At 57.6% G+C, this 16,515-nt stretch carries 16 protein-coding genes; 9 read left to right on the top strand and 7 right to left on the bottom strand.

Annotated features, from left to right (window positions below):
• The first annotated feature begins 77 nt into the window (after positions 1–77).
• Positions 78–1,289 (top strand): argininosuccinate synthase, encoded by a 1,212-nt coding sequence (locus FFI95_RS10495; RefSeq protein ID WP_144822340.1) that lies wholly within the window; start codon positions 78–80, stop codon positions 1,287–1,289.
• 196 nt (positions 1,290–1,485) lie between these two features.
• Here the strand turns inward: FFI95_RS10495 and FFI95_RS10490 are convergent, their stop codons facing one another.
• Positions 1,486–2,511: an AraC family transcriptional regulator gene (locus tag FFI95_RS10490; RefSeq protein ID WP_144822339.1), complete on the bottom strand. Its 1,026-nt coding sequence runs from the start codon at positions 2,509–2,511 to the stop codon at positions 1,486–1,488.
• Between the two features lie 98 nt (positions 2,512–2,609).
• On the opposite strand from FFI95_RS10490, the gene FFI95_RS10485 reads away from it, so the two are divergent.
• From FFI95_RS10485 to gspD, 8 genes are all read left to right on the top strand, one after another.
• Positions 2,610–4,061, top strand: coding sequence for an AmpG family muropeptide MFS transporter (locus FFI95_RS10485; protein ID WP_425463056.1), 1,452 nt, complete (start codon positions 2,610–2,612; stop codon positions 4,059–4,061).
• 5 nt (positions 4,062–4,066) lie between these two features.
• On the top strand, positions 4,067–4,381 hold the full coding sequence (locus tag FFI95_RS10480) for an MGMT family protein (protein WP_144822338.1): 315 nt from the start codon (positions 4,067–4,069) through the stop codon (positions 4,379–4,381).
• Between the two features lie 85 nt (positions 4,382–4,466).
• Positions 4,467–4,988, top strand: coding sequence for an FxsA family protein (locus FFI95_RS10475; RefSeq protein WP_144822337.1), 522 nt, complete (start codon positions 4,467–4,469; stop codon positions 4,986–4,988).
• Positions 4,989–5,182: 194 nt separating this feature from the next.
• Complete coding sequence (groES, locus tag FFI95_RS10470; RefSeq protein WP_144822336.1) at positions 5,183–5,470, top strand: co-chaperone GroES; 288 nt, start codon at positions 5,183–5,185, stop codon at positions 5,468–5,470.
• Between the two features lie 78 nt (positions 5,471–5,548).
• Positions 5,549–7,198: a chaperonin GroEL gene (gene groL / locus FFI95_RS10465; RefSeq protein WP_144822335.1), complete on the top strand. Its 1,650-nt coding sequence runs from the start codon at positions 5,549–5,551 to the stop codon at positions 7,196–7,198.
• 174 nt (positions 7,199–7,372) lie between these two features.
• Entirely contained in the window at positions 7,373–8,164 is a 792-nt protein-coding gene (gspN, locus tag FFI95_RS10460) for a type II secretion system protein N (RefSeq protein WP_144822334.1), read from the top strand.
• Positions 8,164–9,012 carry a type II secretion system protein N gene (locus tag FFI95_RS10455; protein WP_342778852.1) on the top strand — a complete coding sequence of 283 codons (849 nt, stop codon included), beginning with the start codon at positions 8,164–8,166 and terminating at the stop codon, positions 9,010–9,012. The genes gspN and FFI95_RS10455 overlap by 1 nt, the downstream gene beginning before the upstream one ends.
• A gap of 32 nt (positions 9,013–9,044) precedes the next feature.
• Positions 9,045–10,997, top strand: coding sequence for a type II secretion system secretin GspD (gspD, locus tag FFI95_RS10450; protein WP_144822332.1), 1,953 nt, complete (start codon positions 9,045–9,047; stop codon positions 10,995–10,997).
• Between the two features lie 14 nt (positions 10,998–11,011).
• Here the strand turns inward: gspD and FFI95_RS10445 are convergent, their stop codons facing one another.
• The 6 genes from FFI95_RS10445 to FFI95_RS10420 all read right to left on the bottom strand — a co-directional run bounded on the left by FFI95_RS10445 (position 11,012) and on the right by FFI95_RS10420 (position 16,433).
• A complete protein-coding gene (locus FFI95_RS10445; RefSeq protein ID WP_144822331.1) occupies positions 11,012–12,946 on the bottom strand; it encodes a M48 family metallopeptidase in 1,935 nt (644 codons plus the stop codon).
• Between the two features lie 11 nt (positions 12,947–12,957).
• Entirely contained in the window at positions 12,958–13,545 is a 588-nt protein-coding gene (locus tag FFI95_RS10440; RefSeq protein WP_144822330.1) for a LemA family protein, read from the bottom strand.
• A gap of 106 nt (positions 13,546–13,651) precedes the next feature.
• On the bottom strand, positions 13,652–14,230 hold the full coding sequence (sodB, locus tag FFI95_RS10435; RefSeq protein ID WP_144822329.1) for a superoxide dismutase [Fe]: 579 nt from the start codon (positions 14,228–14,230) through the stop codon (positions 13,652–13,654).
• Between the two features lie 87 nt (positions 14,231–14,317).
• Positions 14,318–15,442 (bottom strand): 5-(carboxyamino)imidazole ribonucleotide synthase, encoded by a 1,125-nt coding sequence (locus FFI95_RS10430; RefSeq protein WP_144822328.1) that lies wholly within the window; start codon positions 15,440–15,442, stop codon positions 14,318–14,320.
• Positions 15,443–15,622: 180 nt separating this feature from the next.
• Positions 15,623–16,114 (bottom strand): 5-(carboxyamino)imidazole ribonucleotide mutase, encoded by a 492-nt coding sequence (gene purE / locus FFI95_RS10425; RefSeq protein WP_144822463.1) that lies wholly within the window; start codon positions 16,112–16,114, stop codon positions 15,623–15,625.
• A 79-nt stretch (positions 16,115–16,193) separates the two neighbouring features.
• Complete coding sequence (locus tag FFI95_RS10420; RefSeq protein WP_186312003.1) at positions 16,194–16,433, bottom strand: hypothetical protein; 240 nt, start codon at positions 16,431–16,433, stop codon at positions 16,194–16,196.
• Positions 16,434–16,515 lie beyond the last annotated feature (82 nt).

Genomic DNA, 16,515 nt, shown 5'->3' with positions numbered 1-16,515 from the left:
AGCCAACTCTCCCTCCATCCCGTACAATATCCCCCTTCTTTTTATTTCATCCATTCTGTTCAGTCTGGAGCACAGACATGTCTGATATTAATAAGGTCGTTCTGGCCTATTCCGGTGGCCTGGACACCTCCGTTATTGTTCGGTGGTTGCAGGACACTTACAACTGCGAAGTGGTGACGTTTACGGCCGATATTGGTCAGGGCGAGGAAGTTGAGCCGGCGCGGGCCAAGGCGGAGGCGCTGGGAGTTAAGGAAATCTACATTGAGGATTTGCGCGAGGAGTTTGTGCGCGATTATGTGTTCCCGATGTTCCGCGCCAATGCGGTTTATGAAGGCGAATATCTGCTGGGTACGTCGATTGCGCGGCCACTGATTTCCCGTCGTTTGATTGAGATTGCCAATGAAACCGGCGCGGATGCGATTTCCCACGGTGCTACGGGTAAGGGGAATGACCAGGTTCGTTTTGAGCTGGGTGCTTATGCCCTGAAGCCAGGCGTTCAGGTGATTGCGCCCTGGCGTGAGTGGGATCTGAACTCCCGTGAGAAGCTGCTGGCGTACTGTGAAGAGCGTGGTATTGAGGTGGAGATGAAGAAGGGCAAGAGCCCTTACTCCATGGATGCCAACCTGCTGCACATTTCCTATGAGGGGATGAACCTGGAAGATCCCTGGGCAGAGGCCGAGGAGGAGATGTGGCGCTGGAGTGTGTCTCCGGAAGATGCACCGGATACGCCGACGTATATTGAGCTGACTTACAGCAAAGGCGATATCGTGGCCATTGATGGTCAGGAAATGAAGGCCCATGAGGTGCTGGAGTATCTGAACAAGGTGGCCGGTGCCAATGGTATTGGTCGTCTGGACATTGTTGAGAACCGTTACGTGGGCATGAAGTCCCGCGGTTGTTACGAAACCCCGGGCGGTACCATCATGCTGCGCGGCCACCGTGCCATTGAGTCTCTGACTCTGGACCGGGAAGTGGCGCATCTGAAAGACAGCCTGATGCCCCGTTACGCCGAGATTATCTACAACGGCTACTGGTGGTCCCCGGAGCGTGAAGCTCTGCAGGCCCTGATCGACCAGACCCAGACTTATGTGAACGGCGTTGTACGTCTGAAGCTGTATAAGGGCAACGTGGATGTGGTTGGCCGTAAGTCTGAAGATTCTCTGTTCGATGAGAAGATCGCGACCTTTGAGGAAGACGAAGGTGCTTACGATCAGAAGGATGCAGAAGGCTTTATCAAGCTGAATGCGCTGCGTCTGCGGATCGCGGCTGGTAAGGGTCGCAAGCTTTAAGGTCTGATACAGTGTCTGACCAAGGCCGGTACAGACTCCCGGAAAACGCCTGAGGCAACTCAGTAGTCAGACAGGCCGGGGCGGGGCCCACCTTCCGGAAACGTGGAGCGCCAGGGATGGCGCGACCGAGCCCTACATGGACGTATTTACGGGCGTTTTCCGGAAGGTGGGCCCCGCCCCGGCCGTTTGCACCTGACTATACCGGCTCGCCGGACTGCCTGAACTCTCCGGGTGTTATTCCTGCTGTTGCTTTGAACTTTCGGTGAAACGACGCGGTTTCACTGTAGCCCAATCTTAAGGCGATATCTGGAATGGTCAGTTCACTGTTCTGTAAATAGTCCTCCGCCATTTTCTGGCGCACTTCATCCAAAAGCTTCTGATAAGAAACACCTTCCTGACTGAGTTTTCGTTGCAGCGTGCGGCTGGTTACGCCCAGGTTTTCTGCCACCATGTCTTGCCGGGTGATGCCGTGCATGAGTTGTTGCTGGATGCTGTGTTTTACCTGAGTTACGAGGTCTGTGTCTGTCTCCAGTGCGGCGAGTTGGGTGAGGGCGTGGGCTTCCAGGGTTTTGCGTAGCATGGGGTCGGGCTGGCGCAGGCGGGTGTTCAGTAGTGCCTGTTTCAGGGTGATGGTGTTTTCTTCCGTCCCGAATTCCACCGGGCAGTTCCAGCGACTCTGGTAAGCCTGTTCGTAGGCTTTTCCGGGGGACTGGCGTTTCAGTTTTACCAGAGAAGGGGAGGCCTCGGTGTCGTCGGCCAGCCAGCGGGCGTAGTTCACCCAGGAGGCGAATACGTTGTCGACCACCTGGGGCTGGACCACCGGATGGTCGTAGTTGCAGTGCCAGGTGAGGGTGATGTCGTTGCCGGCCATGGTGAGGCTGGTGGTGCCCATGTCGCCGACCAGTTTTTCAAACGGGGCGATGCGGGCCACGGCTTCTCCGAGGGTGGCGCAGCTCATGGTGATGTAGCCGAGTATGCTGTAGGAGCCGGGTTGTACGAAATCGCCGGTTTCCAGTCCGAGGATGGGGTTGTTGGTCTGCGTACACAGTAACAGTATAAAATTCTGGAGTTGCTCGCCGTTGATGCGGCCGTCGTCGGACTCCAGCAGGGCCGGGTTGAGGTCTGCCTGGGTCAGCAGGCTTTCGGTGTTTACGCCTTTGGCGTCGGCGGCGCGGACGTATTGGCGGAGTGCAGCAACAGAGGCGGTTCCCAGTTTTTTCATAGTGACAGCAGATGTTTTTGAGTTTTCAGGTGAAAACATTGTAACGGATTTGTTTGCGCTTGATTGCCTGATGCGGTGGCTTGCCGGGCTTGGTATGCTTGGCGCCTGCTTTTCATTCACGTCTGCCACTGATCCGGAGGCTTGTTATTTCACACGGCTCACGCCTGGCTCCGATCCGGGATACGTTGTACATCTACACGCGCTGGCAGGTGATTGCCCTTCTGTTTCTGGGGTTTTCCGCCGGGCTGCCGTTTTTATTGGTGTTTTCCACGCTGAATGCGCGGCTGGCGGATGTGGGCGTGGAAACCGCGACCATTGGTTTTTTCAGCTGGCTGGGGATTACCTATTCCATCAAGGTGTTCTGGGCACCGGTGGTGGACCGGTTACGGCTGCCGCTGCTGGACCGGTTGCTGGGTAAGCGCCGCAGCTGGATTCTGCTGGCTCAGGCGGGGATTGCCACCGGGTTGTATCTGATGGCGCAGGTGGATGCCACGGTGATGCCCCAGACCATGGCTTTGTGCGGTCTGCTGGTGGCGTTTTCATCGGCGACTCAGGATGTGGCGATTGATGCCTATCGCATTGAAATTGCGGAAGAGCGGCTGCAGGCGGCGCTGGCGGCTACGTATATTTTTGGCTATAGGCTGGCGTTGCTGGTGGCGGGGGCTGGTGCTCTGTATCTGGCGGAGTTCTGGTCCTGGCAGGTGTCGTATCAGGTGATGGCGGCTCTGGTGGGCGTTGGTGCGCTGACGGTGCTGGTGGCCCGGGAGCCCAGGGTAAACCATTTTGCGGCGGCCAAAGACATTGCCCGGCAGGTGGAAGAAGAAGCGGCCAAGCGCACGCACCTGCCTCCGCGTCTGGCCCGGTTTACCGGCTGGTTTTATGCGGCGGTGGCCGGCCCGTTTCTGGATTTTTTCCGGCGCTATAAAGAACTGGCCATTGCGATTCTGCTGATGGTGGCGGTGTATCGTATTTCCGACATTGCCATGGGTGTGATGGCCAATCCGTTTTATCTGAATTTTATGGGTTTCAGCAAAACCCAGGTTGCGGATGTAACCAAGGTGTTCGGGTTTTTCATGACCATTGCCGGTTCTTTTGCCGGCGGTGTACTGGTGATGCGCTACGGCATCCGGAAGATCCTTCTTGCTGGGGCCATTATGACCGCGGTCACCAATCTGTTTTTTGTGGGTCTGGCGCAGTATCCGCCCAATCTGGCGACGCTGGCGGTGGTGGTCAGTGCCGATAACCTCAGCGGCGGTATTGCCAATGTGGCGTTGATTGCCTGGCTGTCCAGCATGACCAGTGCTTCGTTTACCGCCACTCAGTATGCGCTGTTCAGTTCCCTGATGACGCTGCCCGGGAAGTTTCTGGGGGGCTTCTCCGGTGTGGTAGTGGCCGGTTTCGGGTATGCCGAGTTCTTTCTGGTGGCGGGGCTGATGGGCATTCCCGCCATTCTTCTGGCCTGGTTTATGATTCGTCAGGGCGACCGGCTGGATGCGCTGGCACCGGATCACTCTGATGCACCCGACACTGCCCATGCAGCCAGGAGCTAGTGACGATGAGTGATGAACAGGAGCCGGGAAAGGATCAGAAAATCTGGCAGGTGGTGGCGGCCATTCCGCCCGGCAAGGTTGCCAGTTATGGCCAGGTGGCCGAGATGGCAGGGCTGGGGCGCCAGGCCCGTTATATCGGCCGGGCTCTGGGCAAACTGCCCCGGGGCCATGAAATACCCTGGTACCGGGTGATCCGCAGCAATGGTCAGATTGCCTTTCCCCAGGGCTCGGATACCTACCACGAGCAGGTCAGTCGCCTGCAGGCCGAGGGTGTCGAGGTCGTCAACGGCCGCGTAGCCATGAAGCAATTTCGTTGGTAGCAGGCCGGCCGTGTCTGCGACATCTTGAAGTTTTCCCATTCGCCCTTAATTACTACTCAGGCTTTATTCCTAAAACGGGGGCCAGATGCCCATACTATTGTTTGTTTTTATCATCATGCCCATCGCCGAAATGGCGGTGCTTATTCAGGTTGGCACTGAGATTGGTGTGTTCAACACCATCGGTCTGGTTCTGCTTACCGCGGTGCTGGGTGCCTGGCTGTTGCGGCAGCAGGGTCTGGCGACGCTGTTGCGGGCCAACCAGCGCCTGAACAGTGGCGAGTTGCCGGCCAAAGAAGTGGCCGAAGGCCTGATTCTGGCCGTTGGGGGTGTGTTACTGCTGACCCCCGGTTTTATCACCGATGCGGTGGGTTTTCTGTGCCTGATTCCGCTCTCCCGGCACTGGCTCTCGGCCCAGGCGTTGAAGCGGATGCTGGTGTCTGGCCGAAGCCGTGGCTTTTATTTTCGCTCTGGCGGCGGTCAGAACCCGTTTGGTCAGGGGCCGTTTGATGGCGGGCAGCCTTTCAGCCGGGATGAGAACGGCGAGATTATTGAAGGCGAGTACCAGGATAAAACCCGCAGTGACCGGGACCGGCTCGATAAAAAGTAAAAAAATCAGGCCGGGGGTATTGAAATGCGGCCGGCCGACCCCAAATAGGTTTCACAAGTTCGCCACAGGCTGAATCCTGCTGACAAAACAGAAGGTTAGAGGCCAGGGGCAATTTGCCGGGTTATGCAGATAGCCCGGTTTATTAACAGCAAATGTCATTGCCACATTAATCGGACTATTGGAGAGAAAGAGCAATGAAGATTCGTCCGCTACACGATCGTGTTGTTGTACGCCGTAAGGAAGAAGAAGAGAAAACTGCGGGTGGCATCGTGCTGCCGGGTAATGCTCAGGAAAAGCCGTCTCAGGGCGAGGTTATCGCTGTGGGTAACGGGCGTGTTCTGGAAAACGGGGAAACCCGTGCCATGGCAGTAAAAGCGGGTGACACCGTGGTCTTCGGCCAGTACGCCGGAAACACCGTAAAAGTTGACGGTGAAGAGCTGCTCATTATGAGCGAGAGCGATATTTACGGCGTACTTGAGTGATCGCTGAGGCAATTCGCACGAACAGTCATAATCCCGATTGATTCAACGAATTCTATTTAACGAACAGGAATAGAAGACATGGCAAAAGAAGTTAAATTCGGTGATAGCGCTCGCAAACTGACCGCTGCGGGTGTCAATATTCTGGCAGATGCAGTTAAGGTAACCCTGGGCCCCAAGGGTCGTAACGTGGTTCTGGAGAAGTCGTTCGGCGCTCCGACCATTACCAAAGACGGCGTGTCTGTTGCCAAAGAAATCGAGCTGAAAGACAAGTTCGAGAACATGGGCGCGCAGATGGTGAAGGAAGTCGCTTCCCAGGCCAATGACACAGCCGGTGACGGTACCACCACCGCCACAGTTCTGGCTCAGTCCATCGTTAACGAGGGTGTGAAGGCGGTAACTGCCGGCATGAACCCGATGGATCTGAAGCGCGGCATCGACAAGGCCACCACTGAAGCCGTTAAGGCCATCCGTGAAATGGCCAAGCCGTGCAGCGACGGCCGCAGCATTGCTCAGGTAGGCACCATCTCTGCCAACGGTGACGAGACCATTGGTAAGCTGATTGCCGACGCAATGGAAAAAGTTGGCAAAGAAGGTGTTATTACCGTTGAAGAAGGCCGTGGCCTGGACGACGAGCTTGATGTTGTAGAAGGCATGCAGTTCGATCGTGGTTTCCTGTCTCCGTACTTCATCAACAACCAGGACAACATGACTGCCGAGCTGGATGACCCGTACATCCTGCTGGTGGACAAAAAGATCTCCAACATCCGTGAGCTGCTGCCAACGCTGGAAGCGGTTGCCAAAGCCGGCAAGCCGCTGATGATTATCGCCGAAGACATCGAAGGCGAAGCGCTGGCGACTCTGGTTGTGAACAACATGCGCGGCATTGTAAAAGTGGCGGCTGTTAAGGCGCCTGGCTTCGGTGACCGTCGTAAGGAAATGCTGCAGGACATTGCGATTCTGTCCGGTGGCACGGTCATTTCTGAAGAAGTAGGTCTGACTCTGGAGAACACCACTCTGGACGATCTGGGCACTGCCAAGCGTGTGAACATCAGCAAGGAAGAAACCACCATTATTGATGGTGTTGGCGCCGAAGCTGATATCAACGCCCGTGTTGAGCAGATTCGTAAGCAGATTGAAGACAGTTCTTCAGACTACGATAAAGAGAAGCTGCAGGAGCGTGTAGCCAAGCTGGCGGGCGGCGTTGCCGTTATCAAGGTTGGTGCCGGTTCTGAAGTGGAAATGAAAGAGAAGAAGGCCCGTGTTGAAGATGCTCTGCACTCAACCCGTGCGGCCGTTGAAGAAGGTATTGTACCAGGGGGCGGTGTGACTCTGATCCGCGCGATTTCTGCCCTGGATGCAGTCGATGCCATCAACGACGAGCAGGCAGCGGGCGTGAACATTCTGCGTCGCGCTATGGAAGCACCTCTGCGTCAGATTGTTTACAACGCAGGCGGTGAGTCTTCTGTTGTGGTTGCTGCGGTTCGTGACGGCGAAGGCTCCTTCGGCTACAACGCCACAACTGAAGAGTATGGTGACATGCTGGAAATGGGTATTCTGGACCCGGCCAAGGTCACCCGTTCTGCACTGCAGGCGGCTTCTTCCATCGCGTCTCTGATCATCACCACCGAGGCGATGATTGCAGATGAGCCGCAGGATGACGCTGCAGGCGGCGGCATGCCCGATATGGGTGGCATGGGCGGAATGGGAGGCATGGGCGGCATGATGTGATGCCGGTCATGACCTGCTGATTCCGGTTGTGCTCTGAATTCAGAGCGCTTCCAGAACTGCCTTCAAAAACCCCGCGCTGGTTCACACTGGCGCGGGGTTTTTGCGTTTTTATCATGAACTCAGAGAGCGCCTTTGCTAGACTCGGCAACCGGCCAACTGCGCGCGTGTACTCAAATGAGCAATGCTGAACCCAAACCCTTCCTGCGCCCCGGCAAGCTGTTCTTGCTTGTTCTGCTGGGGCTGTGTGTGTATCTGGGAGCCCTGATTGTATTTGTGCCGGCCGGCTGGGTTTGGCAACAGGCGTCGGCACACGTGTCTCTGCCGCCGCAGGTTGAGGTGCAGCGGGTGACTGGCAGGGTATGGGATGGCAGTGCCGGAGTGGTGGTGTCCGGCTTTCCTGTACGGCTTATGTGGCAGCTGGGCTGGCCATCGCTGACCCGTCTGGAGCAACCCCTTGAGGTGTCTCTGGCGTCGCGGCAGTCGGCGGTGTCCGGGGATGTCACTCTGGGCTGGCCGGGCAGTGCCCGCGTAAATGCCCGGGGAAACATTGTGGTGGCCGAGTTTGAAGAGCTGATCCGCCGCAGTGGTGGTGCCCTGATTGAAGGCGATGTCAGCATTGATCGCCTGACGCTGGAGTGGGCGGATGAACGCCTGGTGCAGGCCGATGGTGTTGGCCGCTGGGCCGGTGGTCAGGTGAGCTGGCCCATGGGTGGACAGACGCAGCAGGCGCAGTTTCCGCCTATGCGGGCCCGCCTGGATACCGCCCAGGGCGGTGTGACTCTGGACGTAGCGGAGCAGGGCGGTGATGGTCCGGCGGCACAGGCCAGTCTTCTGTGGAACGGCATGCTGGATTTGCAGGTGTATAAGCGCATGATTGATCTGGCCGGCCAGCCCTGGCCGGATTCTGCCGGTCCCGGTGAGGTAGTGTTTCGTGTCAGGCAGCCGCTGCTGCCGGGGGCTGGCTGATGTTGGTTCCGGTCCGCACCCAGCATCGCATTGCCCGGTTAGTGGCAAACCTGTTGTTGATCTGGCTGGTGGTGTATCTGGGTCTGGCGCTGGCACAGGTTACCTGGTGGTCTGTGTGGCAGGAGAAACCGGTCAGGATGACTGCTGCCGGCGGCGCGTCTGCCAGCCCATTTTCCAGTGCCTCGGGGTATTCTATGGCCAGTTATGATTTTTTTGGCCGCGCAGAATCAACGGGTGAAGTGGCCGAAGCGGTTAAGGAATCGGCGCCGGAGACCGGGCTGAGGCTGACGCTGGCCGGCGTGCTGGTAGGCGGGAACCCGGAGGATTCCGGCGCCATCGTGGCTGGCAGCAATGGTGAAACCGCCTGGTACCGTGTGGGCGAGGTGCTGCCTGGCAACGCCGAGTTGGCAGAGGTGGAACCTTCCCGCATACTGATCCGCCGCAATGGCCGCTATGAGTCCCTGACCTTTGATGAGGACAATGCGGTTACCATGGTTGCACAGGAGGCCCCGGAGCCGGCAGAATCGTCACCCCATGCGTTTCTCGATAAGGCCAGGCAGCAGCTGGACAGTGAAGGCGCTGCGGCACTCACGCCTTTTGGTCTGAGCCCGGTGGATGGCAATGCCGGCTCCGGCTATGTGTACAACGGCTCCAACGCCATGCTGAACGCCGTAAACCTGAAGCCCGGCGATGTGATTACCGCCATCAACGGCCAGCGCCTGGGCAATGTGCAGGAAGACAGATCACTGCTGGAGAGTTGGCGTGACCACTCCAGCCTGGAGATAGAGATTGAACGGGACGGCTCGTTCCTAACCATTCGTTATGCCATACCTGAGCAGTGGCGCTGACCGGGTTCATCGATACAGGAAACATTCGCCAGATGTATAACAACCACAAAACCAGTTATTTGCGGGCCCTGGCTCTGCTTGTGCTTCTTCCTTTAATGTCCATGGCGTATGGCCAGGGTGAAACCTGGCGGCTGAACCTGAAAGACGCGGACATTCGTGCGTTTGTGACTCAGGTGGCCGACATTACCGGTTACAGTTTTGTGGTGGACCCGCGGGTGAAGGGGAAGGTGACGGTGCTTTCCAGCGCCCCGATGAATAAAGACGAAATTTACGATTTATTTCTGGCAGTGCTGAATGTGCACGGGTTTACCGCCATTCCCGGGGAAGAGGTGATCAAGGTGGTACAGCAGGTGGATGCCAAGCAGTCCGCCGAGTCCACCAAACGCTTCCAGACCGTACCTTCGGAGCAGCTGATCACCCGGGTGATTCAGATTGATAACGCCAATGCCCTGGAGCTGGTGCCGATATTGCGGCCTTTAGTAGCAAAGTACGGGCATCTGGCGGGGGTGGCAGCGGCCAACGCTCTGATCATCAGTGATCATTCTTCTAATATTCAGCGCATCGAGCAGATTGTGCGGGAGCTGGATAGCCCGTCCAAGTATGAGGTGGAGGTGATCCGGCTGAAAGAGGCCTGGGTTGGCGACATGGTGACGCTGCTGCAGGAACTGGCGCCGGATGAACTGGGCCGGGGCAGTAAGGATAATGCGGCCAGAAAGTACAGTGTGACCGCCGATGAACGCAGCAACCGCCTGATCCTCAGGGGCGATGAAGCTTTTCGCAGTAAAATGCGTGGGCTGATTACCCAGCTGGACCAGCCGTCTGCTACCGGAGGTAGTACCAAAGTCATCCGCCTGAAGCACGCAGACGCGGAAAAGCTGACCGAACTGCTGGAAGGCGTGATGGGTGAGCGTACCCGGGAAGGCGGAGGCACTGGTGGCACCAGCAGCGGCAAGCCTGACGGGAAGTTTTCGGTGTTTGCGGATGAAGGGCTCAATGCCCTGGTGGTGCGCGGTGAGCCGTCGCTGATGCAGGAAGCGGAAGAAATTGTAGCAGCGCTGGATGTGCGCCGTGCCCAGGTGATGATTGAAGCGGCGATTGTGGAAATCAGCGATGAGATGGGCCAGGACCTGGGGGTTCAGGTGGCTGTCGGGGATGAGTCTGGCAGTTCCACGCCGGTTATGGGCACCAACTTTGGCAATGTGGGCAAGAGTTTGGGGGATGTTCTCACCGCCATACTTACGGACTCTGCGATTCAGCCCGCGACCGGTGGTATTACCATGGGAGCCGGTGCCCGGGATAAGAACGGTCTGAGCTGGGGCGTATTGCTGCAGGCGCTATCCACTTCTGCTGCGGCCAATCTGCTGTCCACACCCAGTATCATTACCCTGGATAACCAGGAGTCGGAAATTATTGTGGGCCAGAACGTGCCTTTTCGTACGGGCCAGTCCACAGTGACCGGCGACGGCACCACGAATCCGTTTACCACCATTGAGCGCCGGGATATCGGCCTGACGTTGAAAGTAACGCCGACCATCAGTGCCGATGACCTGGTGCGGCTGGTGGTGGAGCAGACCACGGAAAATGTGGCCGACAGTATTGAAGACGCCTCAGACATTGTCACCAACAAACGTGAGATCAAAACCACGGTGCTGGCGGATGATGGCGAAACCATTGTTCTGGGCGGGCTGACCCGGGACGATTATCAGATTAACAAGAGCAAGGTGCCCCTGCTGGGGGACATTCCCTATCTCGGGCGCCTGTTTTCATCGGAATCCGAGCGCCGGGTGAAGCGTAATCTGCTGGTGTTCCTGCGCCCGAAAATCATGCTGGGTAAGGCAGATGCTGTGTCGGCCACCTCGGAGAAGTTCCGCAAGCTGTGGAAGGTCAATCTGGATATCCGCGACAAGCTGGAGCTGCCCTCGGTGGAGCGCAACCCGGATGTTGAGGTGCTATTCGAGAGAGGCAACAGTCCGGCAACGCCATAGCGCGGCCAGGCAGCTTACACCATCACCGGCGGCATGGGGCAGTCCATCTGGTCTGCCACCAGCCGCATCAGTTCGTATTCCCGGGCGTTGATTACCCCATCATGGGTGATGCAGTGGCCGCAGGCATCAATCACCGCCGGCTTGAGCAGTGGTGAGAGTCCATTCAGAGTTTTCAGAGCAGCTTGCAGTTCCCGCATACTGACTTTTGCCCGTATCGGATACTGACTGTTTTTATGGTCGCCAAAGCCCGCCATGGCTTCCTGGTACAGGGTGTCGGCTTCGTGGCCGGTTGCCGAGCCGGCTCTGGTCATCAGGCTCAGTAGTGCCTGCAGGGCGGGCATCGCGGTTTTATAGCTGCGATGGCGCACAGGCACCACCCGTTCCGCGCCTGCACCCAGGTGCCGTGACAGAAAGCTGGTCAGCGCCAGCTCAAACAGTGACACCCGGTTATCGGCGGCTACCAGTGTCTGTACGTTGGTCATCAGCGTGCGGCGCTCGTGTGGATCCAGTTGTCTCAGTGCCGGCATGGCCAGCTCCAGTGCCGGGAAGCGTATGGTCTCGCCAAGGCTGTTCAGTGTGGGTACCAGTTTTGCCAGCAGGTCGGGTTGCGGCCCGGTGAGAGGATGCGCGGGCAGTTGGCTGAGGTGCGCTTGCTGCTCCCCATCGCTGAGGTGGTTGATAAGCAGGGCGTAACACAGTTGTACCGCACCGGTACGGGCGTAAAGCAGGCTGCGAAAACTGGCTGGTAACTGCTCTAGCAGGCTGATGGCAAAGTCTTCACCGGCCGTGCTGGCGGTTCCTACCTGATCAGCAAATCTGTGCCCGGATCCGGGTGTGGCACCTGCGATACCGGAAGCAGCGGTTGGCTGATAAGCCGTGGTGCTCTGCTGGCCCTGGCGATCAGGTGCTGGCGTGGCATTACGGGCGCGGCTTTTCAGGCGGGTAAGCAGCCCCGGCTGAATCGCATTGATGCGTTTATCTATGGGCGGATGCGAGGCCAGCAGGCCGGCAAGCTTCATGGGGACGGCTTCGCCGAAGCACATGTGGTTCATGTTGCTGGCATGCCCTGTGGATTCCAGGTGGCTGCTCTGAGCGGCAATTTTGAACAGGGCGCCGCCGATGCCTTCCGGATTGCGGGTAAACTGCACCGATGAGGCATCGGCAAGGCTTTCTCTCTGGCGTGATACCGCGGCCTGTATCAGACGCCCGGAGAATACGCCCACATAACCAATAACAAACAGGGCAATGCCCAGGACACCGAAGGCTACTTCAGCATTGTTGTTGCGGTTACGGGCTCTGATGCGGCCGCTGCTGTAGAACGCAGACTGCAGCAGAAAGCTGCCGATTTGCCCGATCATCAGAATGCCGGCCAGCAGGGCAATCAGGCGCACGTTGAGGCGCATATCACCGTTAAGAATATGGCTGAACTCGTGGCCTACCACTCCCTGAAGCTCGTCCCGGGTCAGTTGGGTGATGGCGCCGTGGGTAACAACCATGGCGGCAGAGCCGGGCGTGTAGCCGGCCACAAAGGCGTTGATGCCGGTTTCGTTATCCATCATGTAGAGTTCGGGCACGGGAATGCCGCTGGCAATGGCCATTTCTTCGGCTATGTTGCGCAGCTTGCGTTCATCCGGATCGCGTGTTGCCGGGTCAATCGGGCGGGCGCCCACCATTTTGGCAACGCGGCTGCCGCCTCCCGCTAAATCAACCCAGCGTATCAGCGAGCTCATGCCAATGAGAGCAACCACGGTAGCAGCAGTAATCAGGCCATGGCCGGAGAGTAGCCAGTCATGAAATGGCTGTCCGCTGGTCTCACTGCGAGTGAGGTAATACCCCAGCAGGCATACGGCGAGGGTAATCAGGGTGACCGCTGTGACAAACAGGAGAACCAGCAGGCCGGTATTACGCCTGGCATTCGCCTGGCGCTGGAAAAATCCGGGTTGTGCCATGGTTCAGAGCCTCAGAAGGCAACCCTGGGCGCCTGACGCGCTTCCGGGGATTCCAGTTCCAGCTGGGACACAGGCTTAAAGGCAAAAAAGCCGGCAACGATGTTGTTGGGAAACTGTTCGCGAAAGGTGTTGTAGGTCATCACCTCATCGTTATAGGCCTGACGGGCAAAGGACACCCGGTTTTCGGTGCTGGAAAGCGCTTCCATTAATTGCTGTATGGTTTCGTTGGCCTTCAGATCCGGGTAGTTTTCCGCCACGGCGTAAAAGTTGGCCAGGGCCTTGGTGAGCAGGTTCTCGGCACCGCCCAGGCGCTGGATTTTAGTGCTTTCTCCAGGGTCACGGGCCGCTTCCTGCTGAGCGCTGACGGCGCCGTTTCTGGCTTCCATCACCTGGTTCAGGGTGTTCTGTTCGTGTGTCAGGTAGGCTTTGGCGGATTCAACCAGGTTGGGGATCAGATCGTGTCGGCGCTGGAGCTGCACATCAATCTGGGCAAAGCTGTTGCGGAACCGGTTACGCAGTGAAACCAGGCGGTTGTAAAGAAAAACCGGATATATTGCCAGGACGGCAATAACAATCAGACCGATAATGGTTGTACCCACGGTACGTCCTCTGAGCTGTAGTTATAGCGGTATACAAAAACGCCCGCATTCAGCGGGCGTTTTGTTTCAGCCGTGAGTGGCTGAGCCTTGAAAGCTGACCAGTTTATCAGGCCAGGTTTTCATTCACGAATTCCCAGTTCACAAGCTTCCAGAAAGCTTCCAGGTAGTTCGGACGGGAGTTGCGGTAATCGATGTAGTACGCGTGCTCCCAGACGTCTACGGTCAGCACTGGCTTGTCAGCACCGGTCAGCGGGGTTTCGGCGTTGCTGGTGTTAACGATTGCAACACTGCCGTCCGCTTTCTTCACCAACCAGGTCCAGCCGGAACCGAAGTTGTTGGCGGCTTTGTCGTTGAACTCTTTCTTGAAATCTTCGAAAGAGCCGAACGCTTTTTCAATGGCGTCTTTGGCTGCGCCTGTAGGCTCGCCGCCCCCATTGGGGCTCAGGCAGTTCCAGTAGAAGGTGTGGTTCCACACCTGGGCTGCGTTGTTGAACAGTGGGCCGCTGGCGCTCTTGATGATGTCTTCAAGAGATTTGTTGGCATCGTCGGTACCTTCAACCAGGCCGTTCAGCTTGGTTACGTAAGTGTTGTGGTGCTTACCGTAATGGTACTCGAGGGTTTCAGCCGAGATGTGCGGCTCCAGGGCGTTCTTTTCGTAAGGTAGTGCCGGAAGTTCAAATGCCATGAGGTCGTCTCCCTTTTCTCTCTGTGTTTTTGAGTGTTACTGACCCAATATAAGGTCGATTTGCGCGATATCAACCCCGGGACGCATTTATTGCGTATCGTTTTCGTTCAGCGAGCTGCTGAATTCGGGGCTGCCGGGCAAAAACTGCACGCAGTTACTGGCCCGCCATGCCAGTTCAGCATAGCTGTCTGCCAGCACATTCACATGGCCCAGTTTACGCCCGGCCCGTTCGCCTTTGTTGTAAAGGTGCATGTGAGCGTAAGGCAGTTCCAGCAGGCGTTCAACATCCCCGTGCTCGCCGATGATATTAATCATGCAGCTCAGGCCCCGGGCTTCGGTGCTGCCTAAAGGGTGCCCGCTGATGGCCCGTATATGGTTCTCAAACTGGCTGGTCATGGCGCCTTCGAGGGTCCAGTGGCCGGAGTTGTGTACCCTGGGCGCCATCTCGTTTGCTACCAGCCCGTGGGCGGTTTCAAACAGCTCCAGGGTAAGTACACCTACGTACTCCAGCTCGTTCAGCAGGGATTTGATGTAGCGTTCAGCTTCTTGCTGGATGTGTGGGCTCAGTTTGGGTGCCGGGGCAATGGAGTAGCGCAATATGCCTTCGTGGTGGATATTTTCCGCCATGGGATAGAAGGCCAGTTGGCCGTCTTCGGCGCGCACGGCAATCATGGAGACTTCACGGCTGAACTCCACAAACTTCTCTACCATCAGCCTTGGGTGGCCGATGGAGGCCCAGGCGGCTTCTGCCTCTTCCGGGGTTTTCAGTACCGCCTGGCCTTTGCCGTCGTAGCCTTCGGTGTTGGATTTGGCCACCACCGGGCAGCCGAGCTTTTCAGCAGCGGCTTTGAGGGATTCGGCGCTGTCGGCTATTTGCCACTGGGGTGTGGGAATGCCCAGCTCACCAAAGAGGGTTTTCTCGGCTTCCCGGTTCTGGCACACCTGCAGGGCGCGGGGGCTGGGGTGGACGGTTTTCTCTTGCGCCAGTTTTTCCGCTACTTCTACGGGCAGGTGTTCGAATTCGTAGGTTACCCGGTCGACCTGGCTGAGAAAGTCGTTCAGTTGTGTGCCTTCGGGATCGGAGATGGTTTTGCCGATTTCGGCGCTGGGGTTGCCGGACATGTCGTAGAAGACAAAACTTTTAGCCAGCGGGTATCCGGCAAGGGCAAGCATTCTTCCCAGTTGGCCGGCGCCTAGTACACCAATTCTCATTTGTGCTCTCCTGCCGCTAATGGATATTCGTCAATGGAGTATGGGGCTTGGGGACATGCTTTCCAAAACACGCTCCTTGCGGCACGTCCGTGTGACGCTTGGGCTCCGCCATCCCTGGCTCCGCACAGTTTTGGAAAGCATGTCCCCAAGCCCCACGCAGCATATGCTTTTGCTGTGAGTTTATTGCTCACCTGGAATGGGGTTGTCGAGGACTGTTTGGGTCTGGGTTGACCGGAACTCATCTACGGCCTGGCGCACGGTGTTGTCGAACGTACCGATGATTTGGGCGGCCAGCAGGCCGGCGTTGGTGGCTCCGGCGTTGCCGATTGCCAGGGTGCCTACGGCAACGCCGCCGGGCATCTGGGCGATGGACAGTAGTGAATCGAGGCCGTTGAGGGCTTTGGACTGTATGGGTACGCCCAGGACTGGCAGGGAGGTTTGTGATGCGATCATGCCGGGTAGGTGGGCGGCACCGCCTGCGCCTGCGATGATGACTTTCAGGCCGCGGTCGGAGGCTGTTTTCGCGTAGTCGAAGAGCAGGTCCGGGGTGCGGTGGGCGGAGACGACTTTGGTTTCGTAGGGTACGCCGAGTTTGTCGAGCATGTTGGCGGCGTTTTCCATGGTGGGCCAGTCGGATTGGGAGCCCATGATGAGTCCTACAAGCGGCTGCATACGCAACAGTCCTGTGATTATTGGAAAGCCGGATATTGTATGGGTTGCTTTGTGGCCATGCAAGGTGGGGCGTACTCTCTTATGCCATGGAGTCTGGCACAGCAGGGAAAGCCCCTCCGGGAAACGCTATGAACACGTCCGTGTGCGCTTGGCTCCGGCCGTCCTTGGCCGGAGACATTCCCGGAGGGGCTTTCCCTGCTGTGCCTTCCTCGGCAAACGCTATGAACACGTCCGTGTGCGCTTGGCTTCGGCCGTCCTTGGCCGGAGACATTCCCGGAGGGGCTTTCCCTGCTGTGCCTTCGGCGCTGGTGAATGGCATGGCGCTGTAACCTTGTGGTTTCGTCATTTCAACCGGTGAGCAAGTGCATGTATTATCGGGATCTAACATTTTTTAGTCTTTC

The organism is Marinobacter piscis (genome assembly GCF_007671655.1).
Classification (GTDB): Bacteria; Pseudomonadota; Gammaproteobacteria; order Pseudomonadales; family Oleiphilaceae; genus Marinobacter; species Marinobacter piscensis.
The sequence above is the reverse complement of the archived record's forward strand: the minus strand, read 5'-3'. Positions and strand labels throughout refer to the sequence as shown.

What these genes read in the sequence shown, in the direction of transcription:
- FFI95_RS10495 (WP_144822340.1), top strand. Translation starts at nt 78, where the DNA reads ATGTCTGATATTAATAAGGTCGTTCTGGCCTATTCCGGTGGCCTGGAC.
- FFI95_RS10490 (WP_144822339.1), bottom strand. Translation starts at nt 2,511, where the DNA reads ATGAAAAAACTGGGAACCGCCTCTGTTGCTGCACTCCGCCAATACGTC.
- FFI95_RS10480 (WP_144822338.1), top strand. Translation starts at nt 4,067, where the DNA reads ATGAGTGATGAACAGGAGCCGGGAAAGGATCAGAAAATCTGGCAGGTG.
- FFI95_RS10475 (WP_144822337.1), top strand. Translation starts at nt 4,467, where the DNA reads ATGCCCATACTATTGTTTGTTTTTATCATCATGCCCATCGCCGAAATG.
- groES (WP_144822336.1), top strand. Translation starts at nt 5,183, where the DNA reads ATGAAGATTCGTCCGCTACACGATCGTGTTGTTGTACGCCGTAAGGAA.
- groL (WP_144822335.1), top strand. Translation starts at nt 5,549, where the DNA reads ATGGCAAAAGAAGTTAAATTCGGTGATAGCGCTCGCAAACTGACCGCT.
- gspN (WP_144822334.1), top strand. Translation starts at nt 7,373, where the DNA reads ATGAGCAATGCTGAACCCAAACCCTTCCTGCGCCCCGGCAAGCTGTTC.
- FFI95_RS10455 (WP_342778852.1), top strand. Translation starts at nt 8,164, where the DNA reads ATGTTGGTTCCGGTCCGCACCCAGCATCGCATTGCCCGGTTAGTGGCA.
- gspD (WP_144822332.1), top strand. Translation starts at nt 9,045, where the DNA reads ATGTATAACAACCACAAAACCAGTTATTTGCGGGCCCTGGCTCTGCTT.
- FFI95_RS10445 (WP_144822331.1), bottom strand. Translation starts at nt 12,946, where the DNA reads ATGGCACAACCCGGATTTTTCCAGCGCCAGGCGAATGCCAGGCGTAAT.
- sodB (WP_144822329.1), bottom strand. Translation starts at nt 14,230, where the DNA reads ATGGCATTTGAACTTCCGGCACTACCTTACGAAAAGAACGCCCTGGAG.
- FFI95_RS10430 (WP_144822328.1), bottom strand. Translation starts at nt 15,442, where the DNA reads ATGAGAATTGGTGTACTAGGCGCCGGCCAACTGGGAAGAATGCTTGCC.
- purE (WP_144822463.1), bottom strand. Translation starts at nt 16,114, where the DNA reads ATGCAGCCGCTTGTAGGACTCATCATGGGCTCCCAATCCGACTGGCCC.
- FFI95_RS10420 (WP_186312003.1), bottom strand. Translation starts at nt 16,433, where the DNA reads ATGCCATTCACCAGCGCCGAAGGCACAGCAGGGAAAGCCCCTCCGGGA.